The sequence below is a fragment of the Sulfurihydrogenibium sp. genome (assembly GCF_028276765.1).
Lineage (GTDB): Bacteria > Aquificota > Aquificia > Aquificales > Hydrogenothermaceae > Sulfurihydrogenibium.
In genome coordinates this window covers 21,613-47,617 of record NZ_JAPYVU010000007.1, presented here as the reverse complement: position 1 = coordinate 47,617, position 26,005 = coordinate 21,613, and the positions used below count along the sequence as shown (strand labels likewise).

The 26,005-nt window shown below is 33.2% G+C and carries 24 protein-coding genes and 1 CRISPR repeat array; of the genes, 19 read left to right on the top strand and 5 right to left on the bottom strand.

The window, feature by feature from the left end:
- Positions 1-382: 382 nt before the first annotated feature.
- A CRISPR array of direct repeats spans positions 383-812; the repeat unit is 30 nt; unit sequence GTTTCAATTCCTCATAGGTAGGCTACAAAC.
- 986 nt (positions 813-1,798) lie between these two features.
- From Q0929_RS02205 to recG, 10 genes are all read left to right on the top strand, one after another.
- Positions 1,799-4,861, top strand: a complete 3,063-nt coding sequence (locus Q0929_RS02205) for an efflux RND transporter permease subunit (protein ID WP_299237958.1) — start codon at positions 1,799-1,801, stop codon at positions 4,859-4,861.
- Positions 4,854-6,020, top strand: a complete 1,167-nt coding sequence (locus Q0929_RS02200) for an iron-containing alcohol dehydrogenase (RefSeq protein WP_299237957.1) — start codon at positions 4,854-4,856, stop codon at positions 6,018-6,020. The genes Q0929_RS02205 and Q0929_RS02200 overlap by 8 nt, the downstream gene beginning before the upstream one ends.
- Entirely contained in the window at positions 6,017-6,571 is a 555-nt protein-coding gene (locus tag Q0929_RS02195; RefSeq protein WP_299237956.1) for a TetR/AcrR family transcriptional regulator, read from the top strand. Before Q0929_RS02200 ends, Q0929_RS02195 begins: the two co-directional genes overlap by 4 nt.
- Positions 6,572-6,583: 12 nt before the next feature.
- Positions 6,584-7,861, top strand: a complete 1,278-nt coding sequence (locus Q0929_RS02190) for a TolC family protein (RefSeq protein WP_299237955.1) — start codon at positions 6,584-6,586, stop codon at positions 7,859-7,861.
- Positions 7,858-8,982, top strand: coding sequence for an HlyD family secretion protein (locus tag Q0929_RS02185; RefSeq protein WP_299237954.1), 1,125 nt, complete (start codon positions 7,858-7,860; stop codon positions 8,980-8,982). The genes Q0929_RS02190 and Q0929_RS02185 overlap by 4 nt, the downstream gene beginning before the upstream one ends.
- Positions 8,982-10,544 carry a DHA2 family efflux MFS transporter permease subunit gene (locus Q0929_RS02180; RefSeq protein ID WP_299237953.1) on the top strand — a complete coding sequence of 521 codons (1,563 nt, stop codon included), beginning with the start codon at positions 8,982-8,984 and terminating at the stop codon, positions 10,542-10,544. The genes Q0929_RS02185 and Q0929_RS02180 overlap by 1 nt, the downstream gene beginning before the upstream one ends.
- A gap of 446 nt (positions 10,545-10,990) precedes the next feature.
- Positions 10,991-11,833: an NAD(+)/NADH kinase gene (locus Q0929_RS02175; protein ID WP_299237952.1), complete on the top strand. Its 843-nt coding sequence runs from the start codon at positions 10,991-10,993 to the stop codon at positions 11,831-11,833.
- The gene (ispF, locus tag Q0929_RS02170; protein WP_299237951.1) at positions 11,824-12,309 is read left to right on the top strand and encodes a 2-C-methyl-D-erythritol 2,4-cyclodiphosphate synthase; all 486 of its coding nucleotides are present in this window, start codon (positions 11,824-11,826) and stop codon (positions 12,307-12,309) included. The genes Q0929_RS02175 and ispF overlap by 10 nt, the downstream gene beginning before the upstream one ends.
- A 3-nt stretch (positions 12,310-12,312) precedes the next feature.
- Positions 12,313-12,537, top strand: a complete 225-nt coding sequence (locus tag Q0929_RS02165; protein WP_299229956.1) for a hypothetical protein — start codon at positions 12,313-12,315, stop codon at positions 12,535-12,537.
- Complete coding sequence (gene recG / locus Q0929_RS02160; RefSeq protein WP_299237950.1) at positions 12,512-14,911, top strand: ATP-dependent DNA helicase RecG; 2,400 nt, start codon at positions 12,512-12,514, stop codon at positions 14,909-14,911. Before Q0929_RS02165 ends, recG begins: the two co-directional genes overlap by 26 nt.
- Positions 14,912-15,065: 154 nt before the next feature.
- On the opposite strand, the gene accC is transcribed toward recG, so the two are convergent.
- A complete protein-coding gene (accC, locus tag Q0929_RS02155) occupies positions 15,066-16,421 on the bottom strand; it encodes an acetyl-CoA carboxylase biotin carboxylase subunit (RefSeq protein WP_299237949.1) in 1,356 nt (451 codons plus the stop codon).
- Between the two features lie 521 nt (positions 16,422-16,942).
- Between accC and Q0929_RS02150 the strand changes: the two genes are divergently transcribed.
- From Q0929_RS02150 to Q0929_RS02110, 9 genes are all read left to right on the top strand, one after another.
- Positions 16,943-17,533, top strand: a complete 591-nt coding sequence (locus Q0929_RS02150) for a 50S ribosomal protein L25/general stress protein Ctc (RefSeq protein WP_299237959.1) — start codon at positions 16,943-16,945, stop codon at positions 17,531-17,533.
- Positions 17,534-18,103, top strand: coding sequence for an aminoacyl-tRNA hydrolase (pth, locus tag Q0929_RS02145; protein ID WP_299237948.1), 570 nt, complete (start codon positions 17,534-17,536; stop codon positions 18,101-18,103).
- Between the two features lie 66 nt (positions 18,104-18,169).
- Entirely contained in the window at positions 18,170-18,484 is a 315-nt protein-coding gene (gene rpsF / locus Q0929_RS02140) for a 30S ribosomal protein S6 (protein ID WP_299237947.1), read from the top strand.
- A 15-nt stretch (positions 18,485-18,499) separates the two neighbouring features.
- On the top strand, positions 18,500-18,913 hold the full coding sequence (gene ssb / locus Q0929_RS02135; protein WP_299237946.1) for a single-stranded DNA-binding protein: 414 nt from the start codon (positions 18,500-18,502) through the stop codon (positions 18,911-18,913).
- Positions 18,914-18,940: 27 nt separating this feature from the next.
- Entirely contained in the window at positions 18,941-19,180 is a 240-nt protein-coding gene (gene rpsR, locus Q0929_RS02130; protein ID WP_299237945.1) for a 30S ribosomal protein S18, read from the top strand.
- Positions 19,181-19,191: 11 nt separating this feature from the next.
- Positions 19,192-19,641: a 50S ribosomal protein L9 gene (gene rplI / locus Q0929_RS02125; RefSeq protein WP_299237944.1), complete on the top strand. Its 450-nt coding sequence runs from the start codon at positions 19,192-19,194 to the stop codon at positions 19,639-19,641.
- Between the two features lie 8 nt (positions 19,642-19,649).
- On the top strand, positions 19,650-21,062 hold the full coding sequence (dnaB, locus tag Q0929_RS02120) for a replicative DNA helicase (RefSeq protein ID WP_299237943.1): 1,413 nt from the start codon (positions 19,650-19,652) through the stop codon (positions 21,060-21,062).
- Position 21,063: 1 nt separating this feature from the next.
- Positions 21,064-21,807: an ABC transporter permease gene (locus Q0929_RS02115; RefSeq protein WP_299237942.1), complete on the top strand. Its 744-nt coding sequence runs from the start codon at positions 21,064-21,066 to the stop codon at positions 21,805-21,807.
- Complete coding sequence (locus tag Q0929_RS02110; protein WP_299237941.1) at positions 21,807-22,877, top strand: LptF/LptG family permease; 1,071 nt, start codon at positions 21,807-21,809, stop codon at positions 22,875-22,877. The genes Q0929_RS02115 and Q0929_RS02110 overlap by 1 nt, the downstream gene beginning before the upstream one ends.
- A 106-nt stretch (positions 22,878-22,983) precedes the next feature.
- Here the strand turns inward: Q0929_RS02110 and Q0929_RS02105 are convergent, their stop codons facing one another.
- The 4 genes from Q0929_RS02105 to Q0929_RS02090 all read right to left on the bottom strand — a co-directional run bounded on the left by Q0929_RS02105 (position 22,984) and on the right by Q0929_RS02090 (position 25,912).
- Entirely contained in the window at positions 22,984-23,316 is a 333-nt protein-coding gene (locus Q0929_RS02105; protein WP_299237940.1) for a nicotinate phosphoribosyltransferase, read from the bottom strand.
- 4 nt (positions 23,317-23,320) lie between these two features.
- Entirely contained in the window at positions 23,321-24,418 is a 1,098-nt protein-coding gene (thiO, locus tag Q0929_RS02100; protein ID WP_299237939.1) for a glycine oxidase ThiO, read from the bottom strand.
- 10 nt (positions 24,419-24,428) lie between these two features.
- Entirely contained in the window at positions 24,429-25,115 is a 687-nt protein-coding gene (locus tag Q0929_RS02095; protein WP_299237938.1) for an MBL fold metallo-hydrolase, read from the bottom strand.
- 71 nt (positions 25,116-25,186) lie between these two features.
- Positions 25,187-25,912, bottom strand: coding sequence for an SDR family NAD(P)-dependent oxidoreductase (locus tag Q0929_RS02090; protein WP_299237937.1), 726 nt, complete (start codon positions 25,910-25,912; stop codon positions 25,187-25,189).
- Between the last annotated feature and the right edge of the window lie 93 nt (positions 25,913-26,005).

The following is a 26,005-nucleotide window of genomic DNA, read 5'->3' as shown; positions in this document are numbered from 1 at the left end:
TTATTAATAGGTTTTTAACAATGAATAATTATTAGCGTAGTGTATAATTAATTAAAGAAAAGCAATAAAACGTATGCAGAAAAAAATAGACTATTCTATGATTTTCTATTATTGGACAAAGCATATATAATATTTTCCCATGTTTCTTTTAGCTTGTACACCAGTCCGAAGAACCACTTTTTTGATTTTCTGACTTTAAAAGAAAATCATGAGATTCTTCGCTGACGCTCAGAATGATAACATTAGGTCATTCTTTGTCATCCTAAGGCCGAAGGATCTCATTGTTTTAATGTGTTTTAAAAAGAAAGAAACAAAAATAGGAGATTCTTCACCGGCTGCAGAATGACAAACAAGAAATACCATTATCAAAAACTTTTCAAAAAGTCTCATTCCTCATAGGTAGGCTACAAACTAAACAGAAGCCACAAGGACAAGAACGGTGAATGGAGTTTCAATTCCTCATAGGTAGGCTACAAACTCCAACAAATCCAAAATCTGATAAGCAAATGGCAGTAGTTTCAATTCCTCATAGGTAGGCTACAAACGATAACCAGGAGGATAAAATATTACAGGCGGGTATGAGTTTCAATTCCTCATAGGTAGGCTACAAACAAAGCAAGCTACACCGTATGGTAGTAGAGAGATTACTGTTTCAATTCCTCATAGGTAGGCTACAAACTTATAAGAATTTTCAAGATAATTTTTAAGATAATCGAGTTTCAATTCCTCATAGGTAGGCTACAAACGTTTTCTCTTGTTTTGAATGAGAAGTTTTTAAATTCGTTTCAATTCCTCATAGGTAGGCTACAAACCCGTTAAATTTTAACTCAAAAATAAATTCGCAAAAATCTTATTCAATTGCCAATGTGTAAAACATTATACCAAATTTTTAAAAAATCCGCAAGTTGAAGTTTTTTGCAGCAAACCTCGATATACAGAAAATATATTATTATATTTTATCCTTTAACATCCCATCACAAGCCTCCTGCTGAAGACCTAAAACTCAGAAGCCCGCTGCAAATATCACTCCTTAACTTCCCGATCTTAAAAAATTTTAAAATAAAAAACTCCTAAATCTCAAAAACTTAAATGCTTAAAATTTCAAAATCAAAAAATTTAATATAACAAATACTTACATTCACTTTTCAAAAAATCTTTTTAAAAACATCACTACACGAGCTTAAATCAAACATCAAAAAATAAAATCACATTACCAATACCTTAGCTTTACTGACTTTTAAATCACCCCACCAAGTCATCAATCAATCAGATAAAAATCACTAAATTATTGATAAACCAATATTTAACGTCTCACATCTCACGTCTCACGTTTTCACGTAAAACAAGCTTGTGCGGGCTAACCTATTCAATTTCCAAGGTACAGTTAAAAATCTAAAAAGCTAATATAAATATACAAAATAATTTTTAACCTGTCAAGCAGAAATGAGAGAGTGTTCCAAAATTCTTGTAAGTTTACCTTTCCGTGTCATCCTGAAGCTGTAAGTCGAAGGATCTACTCTTCTTATTTTTAATTTAAAAAGAAAAACATGAGATTCTTCGCTTCGCTCAGAATGACGATTTGGATTTTTGGAACAGCCTCAGCAGAAAATGAAAATGCTTATAAAATTCTCTTAAGCTTACCTTTCTGCGTCATCTTTTAAAAATTGAGAAAAATAGATTCTTCACCGGCTGCAAAATAACGGTATGGATTTTTGCAAGTCTTCTCTTATAATTCCTTGACTGATTTATCAGTCATATTATATAATGAAAGCAAGATAACCAAACGTTGGAGCAAATAATGTATAGCTTTTTTATAAGAAGACCAATCACAACATGGATGTTTATGTTTGCTTTCATAATTGCTGGTTTATACAGTCTTAAAAACATTCCAGTTGATAGAAATCCAAACGTAGATTTTCCAATTGTTTCAGTAACTACAACGTATAAAGGAGCTTCTCCTTACGTAGTTGATACAAACGTTACAAGAAAAATAGAAGACCAGCTTGCAACTATAAGCGGTATAGAGGCTATAAACTCAGCAAGTTTTACAGGAACTTCAAGAATAACAGTAATCTTTGACCTTGATAAAGATATTGATATTGCAGCTCAGGAAGTGAGGGATGCTGTAAACAGGGCACAAAGAAGTTTTCCTGTAAACGTTGACCCGCCGATTGTTAGAAAAGTAGATACCGGGATGGCTCCAACGATGGCTATCTTGCTTCATGGCTATACTGACTATGGAACTATGGCTTACTATGCTGATAAGGTAATCAAAAGAGAGTTTGAAAGGGTTAAAGGAGTTGGTCAGGTAGACCTTGGAGGTTTTAGAGATTATGTAATGTGGGTTAGAATAGACCCGTTAAAACTTGCAGGATTTAAATTAACACCTATGGACGTTGTTAATGCACTACAAAAAAATCATGTTGAAATTCCGGCAGGTAGAATAGACAGTCAAAATAGAGAGTACACAATAAGAGTCTATGGAAAGGGTCAATCTCCTGAAGAGATAAACAACATCATAATTAAAAACAATATAAGAATTAAAGATGTTGGAAAGGCTGAATTTACATTTGACGAAAAGAGGGGATTAGTAAGATTTAAAGCTTTTGACTCTAAGGAAGCGGAGCCGGGTATTGCTTTGATCATTTACAGACAATCAAAAGAAAATACGGTAGAAGTCTCTAAAAGAGTTATCGAAAAAATGAACGAGCTTAACAAACAACTTCCAGCCGGCTTAAGATTGGACATAAACTATGATGCTTCTACGTTTATTGAAAGAAGCGTAAACGATGCTTTGCATGAGATAGTCATCGGAGCACTGCTAACTGCTTTTGTAGTTTTCTTATTCTTAGGAAGTTTAAAGATGACTTTTATACCATCTATGGCAATTCCAGTGTCTGTTTTAGGGGCTATAGCTGTTTTATTCTTTGCCGGTCAATCTTTAAACACATTTACACTATTAGCTTTAGCCGTTGCGGTTGGTTTAGTTATAGACGATGCGATAGTTGTGATGGAAAGTATTTATAGAAGAAATGAAGAAGGATTAACAGGTATAGAGGCAGCAGAAAAGGGAACAAAAACAGTTATATTTGCATTACTTGCATCAACAGCTTCTTTGGTAGCTATTTTTATACCTGTCTTATTTGTTAAAAGTGTAATTGGTAAGTTTTTCTTTGGATTTGCACTTACGCTAATTGTAGCAATAGCAATTTCTTACATAGTATCTTTAAGCTTTACTCCAATGATTAGTGCAAGATTAGTTCAAGCTAAGGAGAAAAATATCTTTCAGAGAGCTTATGATAAATTTGAATCTCTTTTTGATGTTGCTTTAAAATGGTCTTTAAATCATAAAGCTATTGTTTTAGCTATCTCAATAGTTACAGTTATGATCGGTTATAAACTTGCAAGCTTTGTTCCAAAAGAGTTTACACCGGTTGTAGATGAAGGAAGATTTTTAGTCAGATTTGAAACACCTACCGGTTCATCTTTTGATTTTACAGATAGAAAGGCAAAGGAGCTTGAAAAAATAGTAGAAAAAAATCCATATGTTTTAAGGTACGGGGTTGCTTTTGGTGAAGGTATAGCAGGAAGACCGGAAGTTAACGGTGGAATATTCTTTATCACACTGAAAGACAGGTCAACAGGAAGACCACATCAAAAAGTAATCATGGATTGGTTTAGAAGTGAGTTTAGAAAGGTTCAAGATGTTAGGGCTATAGTAGATACACCATCAGCGGTAGGACCGGCAGCAGGAAGGTCTGCAGATGTTATGTACATCATCAAAGGTCCAGAATTGCCTGTTTTATCCCAAATAGCAAATAAATTGGAAGGACGGTTAAGACAAACGCCGGGCTATACAGACATTGATACAGATTTAAGAATAAATAAACCGGAGGTAAAAGTATTTATAGATAGAGATAAAGCTTCAACACTTGGTATTTCCGTTGAAGATATAGCAAATACGCTAAACTTTTTGTTTGGAAAGTTTAAAATTGGCACTTACGAAAAAGGGTCAGAAAGTTATGACATGATAGTTAAGGCTGATGAAGAGTTTTTAAAAAGCTTTGAAAATCTCTCGAAGGTTTACGTTAGAGGAAAAGATGGAGGTTTAGTTCCGCTTTCTAATGTAATCAAGCATGAATTGTCTCCAGGTTATAACGTTATCAACAGATATAACAGACAGTATAGCTTTACACTTTATGCTAACGTGACAGGTGGAAAGTCGGTTGGTGATGCAGTGGCAGAGGTAGAGAATTTCATAAAACAAACATTGCCGCCGGGATACAGCTATGAAATCGGAGGACAGACAAAAGAGTTTAAAAGAACATTTTCTTATTTAGGACTTGCTCTAATTGTTGCAATCATAGCTGTATATATGATTCTTGCATCATTATTTGAAAGCTTGCTACATCCATTTACGGTTTTACTAACTTTGCCACTTGCAATTTCAGGAGTGTTTGGATTTATTCTATTGACCGGTACATCGCTAAACGTAACATCATACTTTGGAATTATTTTGCTAATTGGCTTAGTTACAAGAGATAGTGTTTTATTCATAGAAAGAATTATTCAGCTTAAAAAAGATGGATTAGACACTTACAACGCAATCATTCAAGCAAGAAAAGAGAGATTAAGACCAATCTTAATGACAACTTTAACAATAGTAGCATCGTTAATTCCTGTTGTACTTGGACTTACAGAAGGTTCAGAGATGCGTCAGCCGCTGGCAATAGCTGTAATCGGTGGACTAATGACAGCACTTCCACTGAGTTTATTTGTAATACCAATTTTTTATATGATTATAGATAAAATAAGATACACAATGTCGTACCTTAAAATAGGAGGCAGTAAAAATGCATGACTTTGAGTTTTATAATCCGACAAAAATTATTTTTGGGAAAGGTAAGGAAAACCTTATCGGAAAAGTTTTGAAAGATTACGGCATCCAAAAAGTTTTATTTGTATATGGTCAATCATCGATTAAAAAGATAGGCTTGTATGATAGAGTGATATCAAGCTTAAAAGAAAATGGTATCCAGTGGATTGAACATGGTGGTGTTAAGCCTAACCCAGTGCTTAGCCATACAAGGGAAGGGATACAAAAGGCTAAAAAAGAAAATGTAGATGCAGTTTTAGCTGTTGGTGGTGGCTCTGTACTTGATGAAGGAAAAGCCATTGCAGTAGGAGCAAAATCAGATGTAGATGTATGGGAATACTTCCATAGAGACAAAGAGATCACAGATGCACTTCCTGTGTTTACAATTCTTACATTAGCAGCAACAGGAAGTGAAATGAACGGATACGCTGTTATCACAAATGAAGAAACGCAGGAAAAACTATCCATAGGCTCTGAGTTAATCTATCCAAAAGTTTCTATTTTAAACCCAGAATTGACTTTCACGGTATCCAAGGAGTATCAAGCTTACGCAGCAGTTGATGCAATAGCACACACAATAGAATGGTATTTTACTTGCACAGTCTGTCCTAATTTAGAAAACAGGCTTGTAGAAAGCATAGTAAAAACAGTTATGGAAACAACAGAGAAAATACTTCAAAATCCAACAGATTATGATGCAAGGGCTGAATTTATGTGGGCGGCAACTCTTGCACTAAACGGCATTACAAGAACAGGCTATGCAGGTGGTGTTTATGTAAATCATATGATAGCCCATTCTCTTGGAGCTTTATACGACCTTCCACACGGAGCTTGTTTATCCATCGTAATTCCTGCTTGGATGTGGTGGTATAAAGACAAAAACAGAAAACAATTTGATAGATTTGCAAAAGAAGTGTTTAACCTACCGACAGCAGAGGAAGGAATAAAAGCTTTAAAAAATTGGTTTAGTAAAGTTGGAGCACCAGTTTCACTTCAAGATGGAAAAATACCATCGTCAGATATAGATAAAATAGCCAACCATGTTTATAACACAACTGCAAAGCTATGGGGATTGGATAAAGTCTATACAGTAGACAAAATAAAAGAGATTTTATACTTGGCATTAAGGAGTAATACCCTATGAGCACAAAGGATAGAATTATCTTAGCAGCAAAAGAGCTGTTTTCTACACAAGGATATCACGAGACGAAAGTCTCTGACATTGTAGAAAAAGCCGGCGTTGCACAAGGAACATTTTATCTATACTTTAAAAGTAAAGAAGATTTATTCTTAGAGCTTATAAAAACTCTTCATCGCAGCCTTATGGAGGATTTAGAAAAATACTATCACAAAGAAGACAGCTTTGAAGTTAAAATAAAGAATCTTTTAGAAGAATTTATAACAGAAATCTACAACAACAAAGAAATAGCAATAATATTCTTCCATTATCTACTTGGAATCAATGAAGAGTTTAAAAATATCTACATTCAAAAAATCTCAGATTTACAGAAACTTTTAGCAAAAATCATAGAAAAAGACCTGCCAAGTCAGGACTCTTTTGTCGTTTCCAATCTTATCATCGGATACATTAGACAGCTTATTTTTAACTGTTTACTTATAAAAAATGAAAGCTTAGAGAAATTAAAGGACAGGTTAGATAAAGGTTTAAATATAATATTTAAAGGCATAAAATAAAGAGGTTTTGTAATGAAAAAATTAATTCTTCCCATCTTAGCAGCTTGGACGTTTTCCTACGGACTTACCTTACATGATGCTATAAATGAAGCAGTTGCAAATAATCCAGAGCTAAAATCCTATAGCCAGCAGATAGTAACTTCTGAGTATCAGTTAAAAGCAGATGAAAATCTCAAATTTCCAACTTTTTTTGCATCGGCATCAGAAAAATTTTATAACAAAACACCAATGACAAAAATTCCAAGCTTCCCAGTCTCCTTTAAACAGTCAAACAAAGACTTTTTTACATTTGACATAGGACTAAATCATGTAATCTTTACAGGTGGGCAGGTAAAAAACAAGATTCAGATATCAAAGCACAACCTTGAAGCTACTAAGTATTACTATAAAGAGATGAAAGATGAGATTACAGCACAAGTGATAAAAGCTTATTTAGATGTTTTTGTTGCATCGGCGCTAGTAGATGTTTATAAAAAAGAGTATCAAGCTGTTGAGTCTATCTATAAACAACAGCAAGAATTTTTTAAAGAAGGATTGATAACAAAGGTTGACCTACTACAATCAAAGGTAAGACTTGCAGAAGTAGAAAGGTCTTTAACAGAAGCAAAAGGAAATCTGAAAATAGCACTTGCAAGACTTTCAAAGCTAACAGGAAAAAATATACAAGAAGATGAAAAATTTGAAAAACCAATTTTAAACATAAAAGAGCCAGAAAATTATCAAGAGCTTTTAATGAAGGCATTAAATAACAGAAATATAATATCATTCTACAAAGAAAATATAAAGCAATCTCAGCTGTCAGAGGAGATAGAAAAGGCACAGTTTCTACCAAAGGTTTTTGTTCAAGGTGAATATCTATACACAACCCAAAGTCCCTACCTTGACCCAAAAGGAAATCTTATATTTACAGCAGGTTTGCAGTTAGAATTCCAAGGAGTAGAGCCATATTATAAATACCTGCAAGCAAAATCAAACACACAAAAGCTTAACTATGACCTTGAAAATATTAAAGAGAATATAAAACTTGAGATAAAAACAGCCTATGAAAACTACATCACTGCAAAACAAAACCTAAAAGTAGCAGAAGAAAGTCTTGCCTATGCAAAAGAGTACTTTGAGCTTGTAAAAGAGCAGTACGCTAACCAGCTTGCAACAAACACAGATTTATTAAATGCTGAAAGCTCATATACAAAAGCCTACGAAAGCAGAGAAATAAACTTCTACAATCTGCAAAAAGCATACGTTGACCTTATGAAGTCAGTAGGAAGATTAGAAGAGGTATTAAAATGAAGAAAAGTATAGGTCTTTTTGTTGTCTTGGTTTTGATTCTTATCTTTGCTTTTTTTGCCTTCACATGGATAGAACACAGAATGAAGTATGTAATATCAGATGCTGTTTTTGTTGAGACTGATTATTTATCTAATGTAGGATTTAATAGAGTAAGCGGGAAAATTATCCAGCTTTACAAAAAAGAAGGCGATTTAGTAAAAGCAGATGAAACAATAGCTAAAATAGATGATACAGATTACAAAATCCAACTTGAAAATATAAACTATGAGATAGAAAGTCTAAAAAAACAAAAATCACAATTAGAAAACCAACTTTCAAGAATCATACAAGAAAATGAATTAAATCAAAAAATAACAAGCTTAACCACGCAGGAGATTGATAAAAAAATAGAGAGCCTAAGCGCACAAAAATCACAAGTAGAAGCACAGATTGAAAAAGCTAAAAAAGATGAAGAAAGATACAGAAACCTTTTAGAAAAGGGTCTTGTACCAAAGGCTAAGTATGAAGAGATAAACACACAGCTAAAAGTGTTATTAGACCAGAAAAAAGCAATAGAAAAATCTATCTCAGAGCTTAATGTATCAAAGGCTAAATCTAAAGAGAGTGTAGAGCTTGTAAAAACACAAGGACAGGTAAGTAAAGAAATCCAAGATCAAATCTCAGCACTTGAAAATAAGATTTTAGCACTTACAAAACAGAAAGAAGATTTAGAAAATCAAATAAAATACACAGAGCTTAAATCTCCGTATAATGGCATCATTGCTAAAAAGTACGTATCCATTGGTGATATTGTAAAAGCCGGACAGCCGGTTTATGCAATAGTCAAAGAAAATAGCTTTTATATAAAAGTTTTACTTGAAGAGACAAAGCTAAGCGGTGTAAAGGTTGGCAACAAAGCATACATAAAGTTGGACGCATATCCTGACAAAACCTTTGAAGGTGAGGTGGAAAGTATAGATATTGCATCTGCTGCAAAGTTTGCACTAGTTCCAAGGGATATATCAGCAGGTGAGTTTACTAAATTGGCACAAAGGATACCGGTGAAAATAAGAATAACAAAAGGAGACATGAGCCTTTTAAGAGTTGGCTTGGGTGGAGAGGTAGAGATTGAGAAAAAGTGATGGAAAATAAACCTATCTACGAAACAATTACAAACTTAGAAAGAGGATTAATCACTTTTATAGTTATGACCGGAGCCTTTATGGCTATCTTGGATACAACCATCGTTGACATTGTTGTTCCAAAGATGATGGGACCACTTCAAACAGACCTTTACGGTATTCAGTGGGTAATAACAGCCTACATGATAGCTTCAGCTGTAATGCTGATTTTATCAGAATGGCTTGATAAAGTCATAGGTCTTAGAAAGGTATTTATAGCCGGAATAGTGGTATTTACGCTTTCATCTTATATGTGTGGAGTAGCACAATCCTTAGATTGGATGATATCGTCAAGAATCACGCAAGGTATCGGCGAAGCTTTGATTATGGCAACAGCACAAACGATTTTATTTTCTGTCTATCCGGAAGAAAAAAAGGGCTTAGCAATGGGAATTTTTGGGCTTGGTGTTAGCTTCGCACCAGCACTTGGACCAACTCTTGGGGGATACATTACAGAGTATTTAAATTGGAGATGGGTATTTTTTATCAACCTTCCGGTAGGAATTTTAACAACCATCCTTGCAATTTTTTATCTTCCGGAAACAAGCATGATAAGAGAAAAGGCAAGGCTAAATTTTATATCCTACTTTTTCTTGTCTGTCTTTACAATAGCTTTATTAATATTACTTTCAAAAGGGCAACAGCTTGGTTGGTTTATGTCTGATACGATAGTATATCTAACCATAATTTCAGGGTTTGCATTACTGTTATACATTCTTTCAGAGATCTTATCAAAAGAGCCGCTGATAGATTTTAAAATTTTTTTAATCAAAGAATACTTTGTAGGTTTTATGGTGTTTTTCTTACTTCTTGGATTTTCTATGTATCAGGTTTTTTACCTTCTTCCACTTTACTATGAAAACCTAAAAGGGCTTCCAACCTTTGAGGCAGGACTTCATATACTCGCCTTTGCGTTTTTTATAGCTTTATTCTCTCCCGTTGCCGGCATTTTGTCTGATAAGTGGAATGAAAAGTATGTTTTATACATAGCAACAGTTTTATACTTGATCACATCTATCTTTATAATTCCAAAGTTAGATTACTACACACCGACAGTTAAAGCTGCATTAATGACCGTTCCTCTTGGTATTTCTATGGGAATGTTTTTTGCACCGGTTACAACCTTGGCACTTAGAAAGCTTGGACCAAAAACATCTCTCGGTACAGGACTTATGCATTATGGAAGGTTTGTAGGTGGTTCATTTGGGACTGCAATAGCTACAAATGACTTATACAAGCACCAATGGGAGCATTTTGAAGGGATAAATGCAATGCAAAATTACAATTACGTCAGTCAGTTTATTGATAAAATCAAAGAAAATATGGTAGCAGTTCCGGAAAACGTAGCAGAGCTAAAAGCTAAGGCTTTATTTTATGGCGTCGAATATCTTCACAGTCTAAACTTTTCATTTCAAGATACATTTTTTATTGCCGGACTATTTGGCTTACTTGGAGCTTTACCGGTTATTTATATGTGGATTTCCGATTTGATTGACTTTAATTCTAAAAATACTTCCAATTAAAGTATGTCGGGGTAATAAATTAGGTAAAAACAGAAGATTTTTGCCGACTGCAGGATGACGGATAAAGGTTGAATGGTAAACATTAGAGAAAGGGTAACCTATTTTGTCATTCTGAGCGAAGCGAAAAATCTCATGCTTTTATTGATTTTCTCACCCTGACGCATTCGTTTTATTTTACTTTTACATTCATATATACTTGCTATCGAATATTATCTCTAAAATTATACCTAAATTCAAACTCTTTTTAGATATTAGATAAAGATGCCCTTACTTACACCATGAAATTTTATCAACCTCTTTTGTTATTTCTAAGTATTTATCCATACGATCTCTTTCAAAACCATTTTTTTGATAAAATATTTCTTTAAAGATGATTGTAAGCATGTAAAAAATATCAAGAAGCATTAATTTAATAAAAACTATATAACGCTAAACCAAGGAGAGATATGGCAATCTTACCGTTTTATAAAAAAGTTGATATATTTACAAAGCAATCGGAAGAAGCTAAGAAATTTTCAAAAGAATTGAAAGCATGGCTTGAAAGTAAAAACATAGAAAGCAATATTTTTGAAAATTTATCAGACCTTGAAAAAGAAGAAAACTTAAAATGCACGGATTTATTAGTTGTTGTTGGTGGAGATGGTTCTTTATTGATAACTGCAAGAAGAGTTGCAAAATTTCAAATTCCAATAATCGGAATCAATCTTGGAAGGCTTGGATTTTTAACAGAAATTAATAAAGATGATGCTTTTAAAGAGCTTGAAACCATACTATCCAAGCCACTTTGTATATCAAAGCGTATGATGTTAAGAGTAAGTCTTTTCAGAGAAGGAAATAAAATATTAGAAGCTGATGTATTAAATGATGTAGTTATCAATAAAGCAATCCTTGCAAGAATCGTTGATGTTTCAGTTTATGTTGGAGATAGATATATAACTACTTATAACGGAGATGGAATTATCGTATCAACGCCAAACGGTTCTACTGCTTACGCTTTATCAGCAGGTGGTCCGATTGTATATCCAATGATGGAAGTATTTGTTTTAGTCCCTATCTGTCCCCATACTCTAACAGACAGACCTATAATTTTGCCAACCTTAGAGCCAATCACCATTAAAATGGTATCTAAAGAAAAAGATGCATGGTTAACCTTAGACGGACAAGAAGGTACTCAAATTTTTTATGGTGATGAGATTGTTGTAAAACAATCTCCATATTATGCACATATCGTAAGAACTCCATATAAAAATTACTTTGATATTTTAAGGGAAAAGTTAAATTGGAAGTAAGAGTTGGTATCGGATACGATATTCATAAATTAGAAAGTGGTAAAAAGTTAATCATTGGCGGTGTGGAAATACCATCTGAAAAAGGTTTTTTAGCTCATTCTGATGGTGATATCTTCTTTCATGCTTTAACTGATGCACTTCTTGGAGCTATAGGATACGCAGATATTGGAGAGCTGTTCCCAGATTCAAACCCAGAATATAAAAACAAACCAAGTGAATACTTTCTCTTTTATGCTAAAAAATTAGTAGATGATAAAAAATATAAAATCTCAAACATAGATGGCGTTATAATAATAGAAAAACCTAAGCTTTTACCTTACAGAAGGCAAATTATACAAAACACAGCCAGAATTCTTGGAATAAGCGAAGACAGAATTTTCATAAAAGCTAAAACCAATGAAAAATTAGACAGCATAGGCAAACAAGAAGCAGCATCTTGTTATGTTGTAGTTCTACTGACAAAAACGGAGGATTAAATAATGAAAGATATAGATTTAAACACAACGGTAGAGCAAGTATTAAGAAAGTATCCATTTACAAGAAGATTTTTTGAATCTAAAAACATGTACTGCAATGTTTGTGCTTGCAAACCTCATGAAAGATTACAGATCGCAGCCATAAACTACGGACATGACCCAAATCAATTTGTAGAGGAGCTAAAGCAGTTTATAGCAGATTATGGAAAAAATCAACAAAACACTTGAAATTATTAGAACCGTTTTATCTTACAACGATAAACTTTTAGAAAGAGTAAAAGTATCCCAAGCTATACTTGAAAACGTAGGCGATATTCTTACTCCCGGATTAAAAGAAGATTTAAAATCCATTGATAATATAAACGTCAATAAAAAAAGAGAATTTTTAAAGATAGTCTTAAACTTTTTAGAAGAAGTAAAATCAAAGTATGAAAAACAAACTACACAAAAACAAGAAGAAGCTAAGTTTGATTTAGTCCAGCTTGCAAAGTTAAGCATTGAAAAACTTCAATCTTTGTTAGCTACAGAAAAGAAAGCCTTTAAAAAAATCCAGGTTAGCAATGTAAGAGATGCTCTTTTTAACCTTCCAAACAGATATGAAGACAGAAGAATAAAGAAAATACTAAAAGTCAAAGACGGAGAAACAGGAACATTCATCGCAGAAGTTGAGGATATAAAAAAAGTTGGCAGAGGAAAGTTAAAAGTAGAGGTCATTTTAAAACAAGACAATGTAAGATTTTCAGCATTTTTCACCCATGAAAGCCCTTATCTTTTCATAGCATTTAGAAAAGGTAAAAAAGTAAAAATATTTGGAAAAGTTAGCTTTTTTAATAAAAATATATCAATCATTCAGCCAGAGATTTTAGAGCCGGTAGAAGATATTATAGATAGAATAGCACCTGTTTACTCTTTAAGAGGAGACAGTTCTGTAAAAACAACAGGACAGACTTTAAACCATCTAAGAAGAGGAATGTATAAGATTGTAGAAAAATTCTCATCTGTGAAAGATTATATGCCTGATGATATATTAAGTAAGTATAACTTTCCATCACTTTCAAAAGCTATAAAAAATGTCCATTTCCCAGAAGACAGCTTTGATATAGATTTATTAAACAACTTTCAAGATATACATCAAAAGCGTTTGATTTTCGATGAGCTTTTTTTATTGCAACTTGCCCAAAAATACAGAAGATACTTACTACAAAAACATCCAAGCTATAAAATTAAGATAGATTCAAACTTTTTAGAAAACTTTCAAAAAAATCTACCTTTTGAACTAACTCAAGCTCAGGTTAGAACCATAAAAGAGATTTTAGAGGATATACAAAAAGAAATCCCGATGAATAGAATGGTCCAAGGAGATGTTGGAAGTGGTAAGACGGTTGTAGCAGCGGCTGCATCTTTGGCAGCGGCTTTAAACGGCTACCAAGCTGCAGTAATGGCACCAACAGAAATTCTTGCATGGCAGCATTATCATAATTTTAAAAACTTTCTCAAAGATTATCTGAAAGATTATGAAATAGCTATTTTAACAGGAAGTATGAAAGCTTCAGAAAAGAAGCAGGTATACAAAGCGGTAGAACTTGGAGAGATAAAAATCTTAATCGGAACCCATGCATTATTAGAAGAAAAATTAAAATTCAAAAACTTAGCTTTGGCAGTGGTTGACGAACAGCACAGGTTTGGAGTTGAGCAAAGAAAAGCATTGATTGAACGTTCAGACAAAATGCCCCATGTATTAGTAATGACAGCAACACCAATTCCAAGAACCTTAGCATTGGCAAACTATGGAGACTTAGATATATCTAAATTAGACCAGCTTCCAAAAGGCAGAAAACCCGTAAAAACAATTTTGCTTTTTGATGACGAAAGAGAAAAAATGTATGAAATTATAAAACAAGAGCTTGATAAAGGAAGACAAGCCTTTGTAGTTTATCCATTAATCCAAGAATCAGAAAAATCAGACCTAAAATCTGCTGAAGAAGGCTACAAACATTGGCAAGAAAGATTCCCGGATAAAAAAGTTTTACTACTTCATGGAAAAATGAGCCAAGAAGAAAAAGATGAGATAATGAAACAGTTTAAAGAAGGAAAAGCTTATATTCTTGTATCAACAACGGTTATAGAAGTTGGTGTAGATGTTCCAAATGCAACGGTGATGGTAATAGAAGAAGCTCATAGATTTGGACTTTCTCAAATTCATCAGCTAAGAGGTAGAATTGGAAGAGGTCAGTATGAAGGCTACTGCTTTTTAGTAGCCCCGGCTAATCTAAAATATCCACTGAAAGATAGTACAAAAGAAAAATCAAGATTAAAAACCTTAGAAAGATTAAAAATTCTTGTAAAAACAACAGATGGGTTTAAGATTGCAGAAAAAGACTTAGAGCTTAGAGGAACAGGAGAAATTACAGGAACAAGACAATCCGGCGAAAGCGATTTTTCTATTGCCGACTTAACAAGAGATAAAGAAATCTTAGAATTAGCTACAAAAGAAGCTGAAGAATTGATAAAAAAAGACCCAGAGCTTGAAAATCATAAAGAATTAAAGCAGATACTATTTGAAAAGTACGGTCAAAGATTCGATTTAGTTAACATTGCTTGAAAGGCTGCTTGTAAAAATCAACACGCTACCTTTGAGGCTGTAAGCCGAAGGATCTCCTCTTTTAAAAATTGAGGAAAAGAGAAGATTCTTCGCCGGCTGCAAAATGACAGCAAGATAATACCTTTATCATTTTTTAGAACAGCCTCATGTCAAATTATACTTTTATTCCTAAGAACTCTTTATCAACCAAGGAAGTTGTATAAGTTCCTTTTATAAATTCTGGATGTTCAAGCATTTTTAGATGGAAAGGAATGGTAGTTTTGAGCCCTTCAATAATGAATTCTTTTAAGGCTCTCTTTCCTCTTTCTATAGCCTCTTCTCTCGATTTTCCCCAAACGATAAGTTTAGCCATTAAAGAATCGTAGTATGGTGGAATAGTATATCCTTGATATATATGTGTATCTACTCTCACGCCATAGCCACCGGGAAGATATAGTTTTTCTATTTTCCCCGGTTGAGGAACAAAAGAGATTGGGTCTTCTGCGTTTATTCTAAACTCTATGGCATGACCGTTTGGTTTAATTTCTTCTTGTCTTAGGGTTAGCTTTTGTCCGTCTGCTATTTTTAATTGCCAAGAGACTATATCAACACCTGTAACCATTTCTGTAACAGGATGTTCTACTTGTATTCTTCCATTCATTTCAATAAAATAAAAATTCTTATTTTTATCAACGATAAACTCAACAGTCCCAGCACCTGTAAAATTAACAGCCTTAGCAAACTTAACAGCCGCTTCTCCCATCTCTTTTCTTATTTTATCATCTATAAATGGAGATGGAGATTCTTCTATAAGTTTTTGATGTCTTCTTTGGACAGAACACTCTCTTTCTCCAAGATGTATGACATTTCCAAACTCATCAGCTAATATCTGGATCTCTATGTGTTTTGGATTTTCTATAAATTTTTCTATATAAACTCGCCTATCACCAAAAGAACTTTCTGCCTCTCTTTGTGCTAAAGGTAAAAGCCTTGCAAGTTCTTGCTCGTTATGGGCAACTCTCATACCCCTGCCACCACCACCGGCTGCAGCCTTTATAAGTACAGGATATCCAATTTCAGAAGAAATTTCTAAAGCTTCTTTTAGTTCTTCTACTGGTGGACTACCGGGAATTATTGGAACTCCCGCCTTTTTTGCTGCTTCACGAGCCTGTGCTTTGTCTCCTGTAAGTTTTATTGTTTCTGAAGATGGTCCAATAAATTTTATATTGCTTCTTTCACAGATAGCTGCAAAGGTAGGGTTTTCTGCTAAAAAACCATATCCAGGATAAACTGCATCAGCATGGGTTAAATCTATAGCAGAAAGCAACGCAGGAATATTTAAGTAACTCTTTGTCGCATTAGCAGGTCCTATACAAACTGATATATCAGCTAAATCTTTATGAATACAATCTTTATCTGCTTCGGAGTAAACAGCAACACTTTCTCCGCCAAGCTCTCTAATGGACCTGATAGCCCTAATAGCAATCTCTCCTCTGTTTGCAATCAATATTCTTTTAATTCTTTTTAACAACTCCTTTACTCCTGACAAAAAATTATTAATAAATTATATTACATATGCTTGGGGTGAGAAATTACATCTAAAAAACTCCTTGGCGGTAGTTAAAATTGTAATAGCAAAAATTCCACCAAGGAGGCAAAAATGCAAAAATCTAATCTTTATTTTACAATATTTCAAAAAATCTATGATATCTAATATTCTTACACTTGCCAGATTTCTAATTTTTCCTTCTATTCAATCCTAGTATCTGTTTAGAAAATCAAAATCAGAAAGAGTTTATAAAGTCCTTAGAGAATATTGAGGGTGTTCCAAAATTTTCGTAAGCTTACCTTTCCGTATCATCCTGAGGACGAAGTCCGAAGTATCTTTTTTTGATTTTTTGACTTGGAAAGAAAACAAGAGATTCTTTGTCGGCTTCAGAATGACGGCGTGAATTTATGGAACCAGTCTCCCTATAACAACTTCCCAAAAAATACAAATTTATGATATAATACTTTTTTAACTTAAATTTAACAAGGAGGAAGCTTAGAATGATTCAAACCATAGAATGGAAAGCATTACCAAGAAAGAAAACTGTTAAAAGCGAATTAAAAAATTACAGAAAAAAAGGCTATTTACCGGCAGAGATTTATGGTAAAGGGCACCCAAACATTTCAGTTTACATTACTAAAAAATCGCTACTTTCAAGACCACACGGAAACTTTTTAATTAAGCTAATAATTGAAGGAGATCCAGAGCCAAAATTGTGCATTTTAAAAGATATTCAATACAGCTACTTAGGAGACGAGCCTATTCATGTTGACCTTTACGAAGTAACGCAGGGTGTAGAGCTTGATATTGAAGTTCCTGTTGAATTTGTTGGAAAAGTTAAAGGTGTGGAAAAAGGCGGTATCTTTGAAGCTCATTTACACTCTATCTTGGTAAGAACAACTCCAAAGAATATTCCAGAAAAAATTGTTATAGACGTTTCTGATCTTGATTTAGGAGACGTTTTCCATGTTAGAGATATAAAAGCTCCAGAAGGTGTGAAGATTATGACACATCCGGATGAAGTTGTTGCAGTAGTTTCTGAACCTGAAGTTGAAGAAGTATCAGCTGAAGAAGGAGAAGGAGCAACAGCATAATTGATTAAGGCAATAATAGGACTTGGCAATCCGGGTGAGAAGTATAAAAACACTCGTCATAATGTAGGCTTTATGGTTGCTGATTTGGTTGCCAAGTCTTTAAACTGCGATAAAAAATATAAAGAAAAAGCTTTTTCGCATATTTTCGAATGCCCTGATTACGATGTTATTATTGCAAAACCACAAACTTATATGAATTTAAGCGGTAATGCTGTATTAAATATACTTAAAGACTACAAAATAAAACCATCTGAAATTTTGGTTGTGTATGATGACTTAGACCTTCCGCTTGGAGTAGCAAGATTAAGGTTAAAAGGTTCAAGTGGTGGACATAATGGGATAAAATCTATTATTAATACAATCAAAACGGAAGAATTTCCCAGATTGAAAATAGGAATAGGCAGACCGGAAAAAAAGGAAGAAGTGTCCGATTATGTTTTATCACCTTTTACAAAAGAAGAAAAATTCATGTTAGATAAAGTTTTAGCCCATGCAAATGAATGCATTCTAAATGTGTTAAAATATGGTGTAGAAAAATCTATGAATATGTGTAATAAAAATGTAATATAAAGCCTTGCTTTCCTGCAAATTGGCGGGAAGGCTGATTTAAAAAATCATCCAAAAGGAGGAAGATGTATGAGACATTACGAGTTAGTTTTCGTGCTTAAGCCAACTTTGTCTGAAGAGGAAATCAAAACCAGAGTTCAGGCAATCAAAGATTTAATCCAGCAAAACCAAGGTGAGATTTACAACGAAGAAAACTGGGGAAGAAGAAATCTTGCCTATCCAATTAACAAGTTCAATTCTGGATACTATTTCTTAATCAACTACAAAACAGAAAATTATAAACTACCGGCGATCTTAGAGTACAATCTAAGAATCAATGAAGACATAATCAGATTTTTAAATATGAAATTAAAAACTCCTAAAGCTGTTGCTAAAGGAGAATAAAGAGGTTGCATAATTATGCTCAATAAGGTCATGTTAATCGGAAGGCTTACAAGGGACCCGGAAGTTAGGTTTCTTCCAAGCGGTGTACAGGTAACAAATCTTACTATAGCTGTAAATAGAAGATATAAAGACAAAAGCGGAGAGTGGAGAGAAGAGAGCTACTTTTTTGACATTGAAAGTTACGGAAAACTTGCTGAAAGAGTAGGATCTCAGCTTAGCAAAGGGTATCAAATTCTTATTGAAGGCTCATTAAGACAGGATAGGTGGGAATCATCTTCTGGCGAAAAAAGAAGTAAGGTAAAAATTGTGGCAGATAGAATAGCCTTACTTGGAAAGCCCGGCGATAGAAATGCTAAATCAACCTCTACAGAGGAAGACCTTGACATACCGCTCGAAGATTTTGAATCAGACGAGGATGTACCATTTTAAAAATTTATTTAAAGGAGGAGAATAAAAATGACTAATGCTGCTCAAAATAAACCATACTTTCCAAAAAGAAAAAAATACTGTAAATTCTGTGCAGAAAAAAAAGAACCAAGTTACAAAGACATTGAAACATTGAGAGAGTTTATATCTGAAAGAGGTAAAATAATTCCAAGTAGAACTTCTGGAACTTGTGCTAAACATCAAAGAAGGTTGGCTGTTGAGATTAAAAGAGCAAGACAGCTTGCTTTAATACCTTACGTAATTATTTAAGGAGGTGAAATATGAAGGTTGTTTTAACTAAGGACGTAGAAGGCTGGGGAACTATTGGTGATGTTATAGAGGTTAAAAGAGGTTTTGCAAGAAATTATCTTATTCCAAGAGGATTGGCATTAGAATTAACAGAAGAGAATAAAAGATTTATTGACAATATTTTAGCCCAAAAAGCAAGAAAGCTCCAAAGAGAAAAAGAGAAAGCTCTTGAATTAGCAAAAAAACTAAACGGCGTTGAGGTTGAAATAGGAAGACCGATTGGTGTGACCGGAAAAATGTATGGTTCTGTTACAACGTCAGATATTGCTGAAAAATTAAAAGAAAGAGATATTGAAGTTGATAAGAAAAAAATAATGCTTAGAAGTCCAATTAGAAATCTTGGAAGTTACAATATCCAAGTTAAATTACATCCTGAAGTATCAGCAACTATCAAAGTACACGTAGTACCAGAATCTAAATAATAAAAGCTATGGAAACTCTAAAGGATTTGCCCTTTTTGCCTTATGATGAAGATGCAGAAAGGGCAATCCTTGGAAGTTTAATCGTTTATCCTGAAATCATTGACTCAGTCCTTACTAAGCTAAAAATTGATGATTTTTATCTTCAAAAACATAAAATCATTTACGAGACCATTATTGATTTATTCAACCAAGGGAAATCCTTAGGATTGATCATCTTAAAAGACGGATTAGAAAAAAAGGGAAAATTAGAATTCATAGGAGGAATAAGTTATTTATACCAAATTTCCGAAGAAAGTGTTCCGCCTGACATAGCATTTCAAATTGTTGATATCATTAAAGAAAAATCCATTTTAAGGTCTTTAATAGAATCTGCGCAAAAGATAATTGCCAAAGCAAAAAATAAAGAATCTGATATAAACAGTTTATTAGAGGAAGCGGAAAGTATAATTTTTCAGGTAACAGAAAATAAAGAAGTAGTAAATTATTACAGTCTTGGAGAAGTTTTAAAAGAGACTTTAAAAATAATCAATGAACTTTCCAAAAAGGAAACAGTGGTCACAGGAATACCAACTGGATTTTATGATTTAGACAGATTAACCACCGGATTTCATCCGGGTGATTTAGTCATAATTGCTGCAAGACCGGGTATGGGAAAAACAAGCTTTGCATTGTCAATTTTACATCATCTATCCGTTGTAGATGAAGTTCCCTCTGCATTTTTCTCATTAGAAATGTCAAGACAACAAATTGCAATGAGACTTCTTGGAGAAGAATCTAAAATTCCACTTAAAAAAATAAGGTCTGGATTTTTAAATGAAAGTGAGATTGAGAAATTAACAGAAGTTGCATTAAAAATGATGAATGCGCCATTGTATATAGATGATACTGCCTCTTTATCTATCTTAGATTTAAAAGCAAAGGCAAGAAGGTTGAAAAAAGAAAAAGATGTCAAGATAATCGTTGTTGATTATCTGCAACTGCTTCGCTCCCATAGAAGAGTAGAAAATAGACAACAAGAAGTAGCAGAAATATCAAGAGGGCTAAAGGCTTTAGCAAAAGAGCTTGGAATTCCTGTTGTAGCTTTGGCACAGCTTTCAAGGCAAGCTGAAATGCGAGCAGACAAAAGACCACAGCTTGCAGACTTAAGAGAATCTGGTAGTATTGAGCAAGACGCAGACCTTGTTTTATTCATACATAGACCTGAGTATTATAAGAAAAATCCTTCGCCGCAAGAAGAAGGGTTAGCGGAGATAATAATTGCAAAGCAAAGAAACGGACCAACCGGCACGGTTCATTTAGCATTCATTAAAGAAATAACTAAATTTGAAAATTTAGCTAAAACAAGTCATAATATAGAAGAAGAAATTTATGAAGAAGAGCAGGAATATATAGAAGAGTCTGAAGACGGAGTAGATTTTTAAAATGGGTGTAATAAATTCTTTAATAGAGCATACAGGAAACATAACAATTTTTTTTCTTAGAACGTTATTATCTTTTAAAAAATTTCCAAAGATAAAGCATATACTTAAATATATGGAAGATATTGGCGTCAATGCTGCACCTTTGATAGTATTAACCGGATTTTTTACCGGTGGTGTTTTAGTTGTAGAGACTTATCCAACCTTTCATAAATTCAACGCTGAGTTTTTGATGGGAGCTTTGGTATCATTGTCGCTTGCAAGAGAATTATCGCCTGTTTTAGTAGCTCTTTTAGTTACTGCAAGGTCTGGTTCTGCAATTGCTGCAAATATAGGCACAATGAGAATAACAGAGCAGATAGATGCTCTTGAAGTTATGGCAGTAGACCCAATGAGATATCTTGTTGCTCCAAGAATAATTACAGCAATACTAATGGTGCCATTCCTAACAGTTTTATCCTATACAAGCGGTGTAATTGGTGGATACTTTACATCTGTTTATGTTTACGGAATAAATGAATACATGTATTGGGAAAAATTAAAAGATTTTACAGAGCTAAAGGATATTATGGGTGGTTTGTTTAAATCTGCTGTGTTTGGTGTTGTTCTTGTTACGATAGCAGCTTATTTTGGGTACATTACCAAAGGTGGTGCAGAAGGTGTTGGTAGGTCAACAACAACTGCTGTAGTTGTTGCATCAGTAGTTATCTTAATCCTTGACTATTTCCTAACTGCACTTATTTACTGATGCGAATTTTAGATGCTTACATTTACAAAAAGCTTTTTGTATATTTACTTATCATTTTTCCATCTTTCTCAATAGTCTCTGCTTTAATTGAGCTTATTGAGATTTTAAAAAAAGCAAAAAACATAGAATTTAGCACTTTAACTTTGTACATCCTAACAAAGCTTCCTGAAAATGCTTATTACATAATCCCAATTTCTTTAATAGTAGCATCTTTTATGTTTATCAATGACTTAATAAAAAGCAGAGAAATTTATCCAATCATACTAAATGGAATATCCTTAAATTATATCTCAATAAGAATTATGCTCTTTTCAATCTTGGTTGTGGTTTTACAAGTCATAAATTTAGAAACCGTTATGCCAAAGACTAATCAGATATATCAAACTTTATATTTAAAGTTAAAAAATCAGCAAGAAGATGAAAAAGTCAAAGGCATAGCTTATAAAATGTGGCTAAGGATAGGAGAAAACCAATTTTTATACTTTGATTTTTTTGATTTAAACTCAAAGGTTGGAAAAAAACTAATATTTATTAGCTTAGATAAGGAGTTTAACCCAATTTACAGATTAGAAGCAGAAGATTTTAAAGTTAGCTTAGATAAAATTGAAGCATCAAACGGAAGGTTGATAAAAATAAATAGCTTAGATAACATTATAGTTGAAAAATTTGATAAAAAAATTTTAGATATAAATATTGATGTAGAGAACATAAAAAAAATTATCCTGGCTAAAAAGCCTGTGTCAATTTCAGAGTTATACAAAATAGCTTCCATATCTCAAGCTTATGGTTATGAATCATATTATTTTTGGAGCAAGTTTTATGAAAAGTTGGCTACTGTTATAGCACCTTTTATTTTAACGGTTTTCATTCTTGGATTTATATGGACTAATAATAAGCTTTACACTGCTTTAGGATTTTTGGCAACAGTATTTTACTGGTATGGAACATCACTAATATCTGCCGTTGCTGAAGTTGGCAATATTCCGTATTTTTCTATATTCTTTTTTGACGTTGTGTTTTTAGTGATTGGTCTTTATATTTTAAACAGTAAAAAGGTTAGTTTTTCGTGATAATTATCAAGCTCAACTAAAATTTATAACACCTGTAATCTCACGTTTTTGTTGAATTTCTTGTAAGATATACTTCTCTGATATGTTTTTTACCTAATCTACTTACTCACTTGTTTAACGCCTTCTTGATAATCTCTAATCTATCTTTAACTTTTTCTATTTCTTTTTCATCTTTAAAGAATTCCAAGACTTCTTCATCTTTAAACTCAACTTTACCTTTTTGTTTTATTATCTCTGCAACATAATCAGCAACTGCAAGTAATTTTTTACATCTTTTGGATGAGTTGAATTTAACATCAGTAATTTTACCATTTTCTTCTTTAATATAAAAACTAACCGCATGACAACCGCTTTTACATTTTCCAATTTCTTTATAATCTGAAGGAGTAACTTCTACAAAATTTTTTAATCCACCTTCAATATAATCCTTTACCTTCATAATTTCACTCCTCTTTTATATAAAATCTACTGAAATCAAACATTTTTAAATAACGCGATTCTTCTCCTTTGTGAATTAATTGAGTTATTAATTTTGCTGTAATTGGAGCAAGTAATATTCCGTTTCTGAAATGGCCTGTAGCATAGTATAAATTTTTTATCTCAGATTTTCCAAGAATAGGAAGACCATCGGGAGTTGCTGGTCTAAATCCATACCAAGTTTCTGTGATTTCATAGTCTTTCGTAGATGGTAAAGTTTCTAACAAACCTTTAAGCAGTGAAAATATTCCGGATACCGTATTTCCTTCTTTAAAAAAAACATTTTCTTGCGTAGCACCAACAACAACTAAATTGCTATCTTTTCTTGGAATTATGTAAGCTCTACTGCTATATAGGATTTTTGAAATTTCATTTTTAGTTTTTGTTTTGAATGACAACATTTGTCCTTTAACTGGAAAAACTTTGATAGGTTCTATTTCGCCCGACCAAGCTCCAGCAGCTAAAATACAAAAATCTGCTTCAAAAGCCCCATTGTTTGTGATCACTCTTTGAAATATTCCATTATCAGCCTCTATAAATTTAACTTCTGTAAACTCTTTCACAGTTATATTAGAATTTTTTACATATTTAACTAATGATATAACGAGTTTTCTATTATCAACCTGCTTATCCTGTGGGAAAAAAGCTCCACCGATAACAAAACTTGAGATTTTAATTCCCATATCTAAAATTTCTTGACGAGTAAGAATTTTTGACTCTAAGCCTAATTCTTTGTAATAATCTACTCTTTTAGATAAGTTTTCCATTTCTTTCTCTGAAAAAGCAGGACAAACAATTCCACATTCATAATATGAAACTTCATTCCCTGTCTCTTTTTCAAGCTGCTTTACGAAATCTTTATACATCTCTCTAGATTCAACGGCAAAATTTAGAAAATTTCCGGTTAAACCCTCTGCTTGAGGTGCAAGCATACCACCGGCCGCCCATGATGCCCCTCTTCCAAGTAAATTTTTTTCCAAAATCGTAATTTCATAACCCAATTTGTTTAATTCTCTTGCTATCGAAAGCCCTATAATTCCACCGCCGATGATTATACCTTTCAACTATACACTCCTAAAAATCCACCTTTAATCCATCATACGCAGCCATTACTTTTAAACCTGTTCTGTCTGACATTTCTTTTGCAACCTTAGAAGGTGTATACTTTAACATCTGTATACTGAAATGGGTCAAAATGGTTAGTTTAGGTTTTACTTTTTCGATTATCCTTTCTACATCTTCGGCAGAAAGATGATAATAGTTTAAATTGGGTTTTACAAATGTAGTGTTAAAAACCATAACATCTGGATTTTCTGGGTATGCATACAACATATCTTCGTAAAATCTTCCGCAAGCTACATATATAAAAATTTTTTTGTTATATTCAAACTGTAAGCTGTAGGTATCTGCACCCTGGTGTATGTGCTTGATTAAGGGTTTTATTTTTATGCTTTCGTATTCAATGGTTTTTCCAAGCTCTGTTATCTCAATTTTTTTAAAGCCTTTTTTAGTGTATTTTAAAACAACCGGGTCATCTCCATCTACTGCGTCTTTTGGGGCAAGCAATAAATCTAATTTATTTTTATTGCTATCTGTGGCAGACTCTACGACAGATGCTACATCTGCTACATGGTCTAAATGTCTATGGGATAAAACTATTGCGTTTAAATCTCTTGGCTCTAATCCTCTTTCAAAGATTCTGATTAAGCTTCCAGGTCCTGGGTCTATCAGTATGTTTTTACCGGCAAAATGAAGCCACATTCCTCCAGAATGTCTGAGCTGTCTAAAAACTACAGTTCTACCACCACCAGTACCAAGAAAAATTATATAATCTAAAATATTAACCTTCCTCCTTCTACAGGGATTAAAGCTCCTGTTGTAAAATCAGTTTCTATTAAATATTTTACAGCCTTAAAAACTTCTTTTCCACCCGCCCATTTTTTAAGTAGTGTCTTTTGAAGTGGCTTTTCTATGTCATCTAAACCTTCTGCCGGTATGATTGGACCTGGTAGTATTCCATTTACAAGTACGTAAGGTGCAAACTCTTTTGCAAATGCTTTTGTCATGGTAACCATTCCACCTTTTGATATACTGTAAGGTGTAAAATCTTTGTAAGGAAGAATTGCTGAATAATCTATTATGTTTATAATCCTTCCTTCTTTCCTTTCATACATAATTTTTCCAAATTTCTTTGACAAATAGAATGGTGCTTTTATATGTATCTTGTAAAATATTTCTAAATCTTCAAAGGTAGCTTCTTCTAATGGTTTTTTGTAGTAGATTGATGCGTTGTTTATTAGAATGTCTATGTGTCCAAAAATATTAAGTGATTGGTTTACTAAACTTATAAGCTGGTTTTCATCAAGTAAATCCGCCCTTATAATCTCTGCTTTTACTCCAAAGCTTTTTGCTTGCTGTAATACTTTTTCAGCCTCTTCTTTGGAAGAGTTATAATGAATCAGTACATTACAGCCATGCTCAGCAAGACCTAAAACAATCTCCCTGCCAATCCTTTTAGAACCACCTGTGATTAAAGCGTTTTTCCCTTTTAAGTCCATCTTAATCCTTCATAAGATTTATTAGAGTTTAAATATAGTCATAAAGAGTTATGATTCAAGGACGAGATTATTTTGACTAAAGTTTTCAGGCAG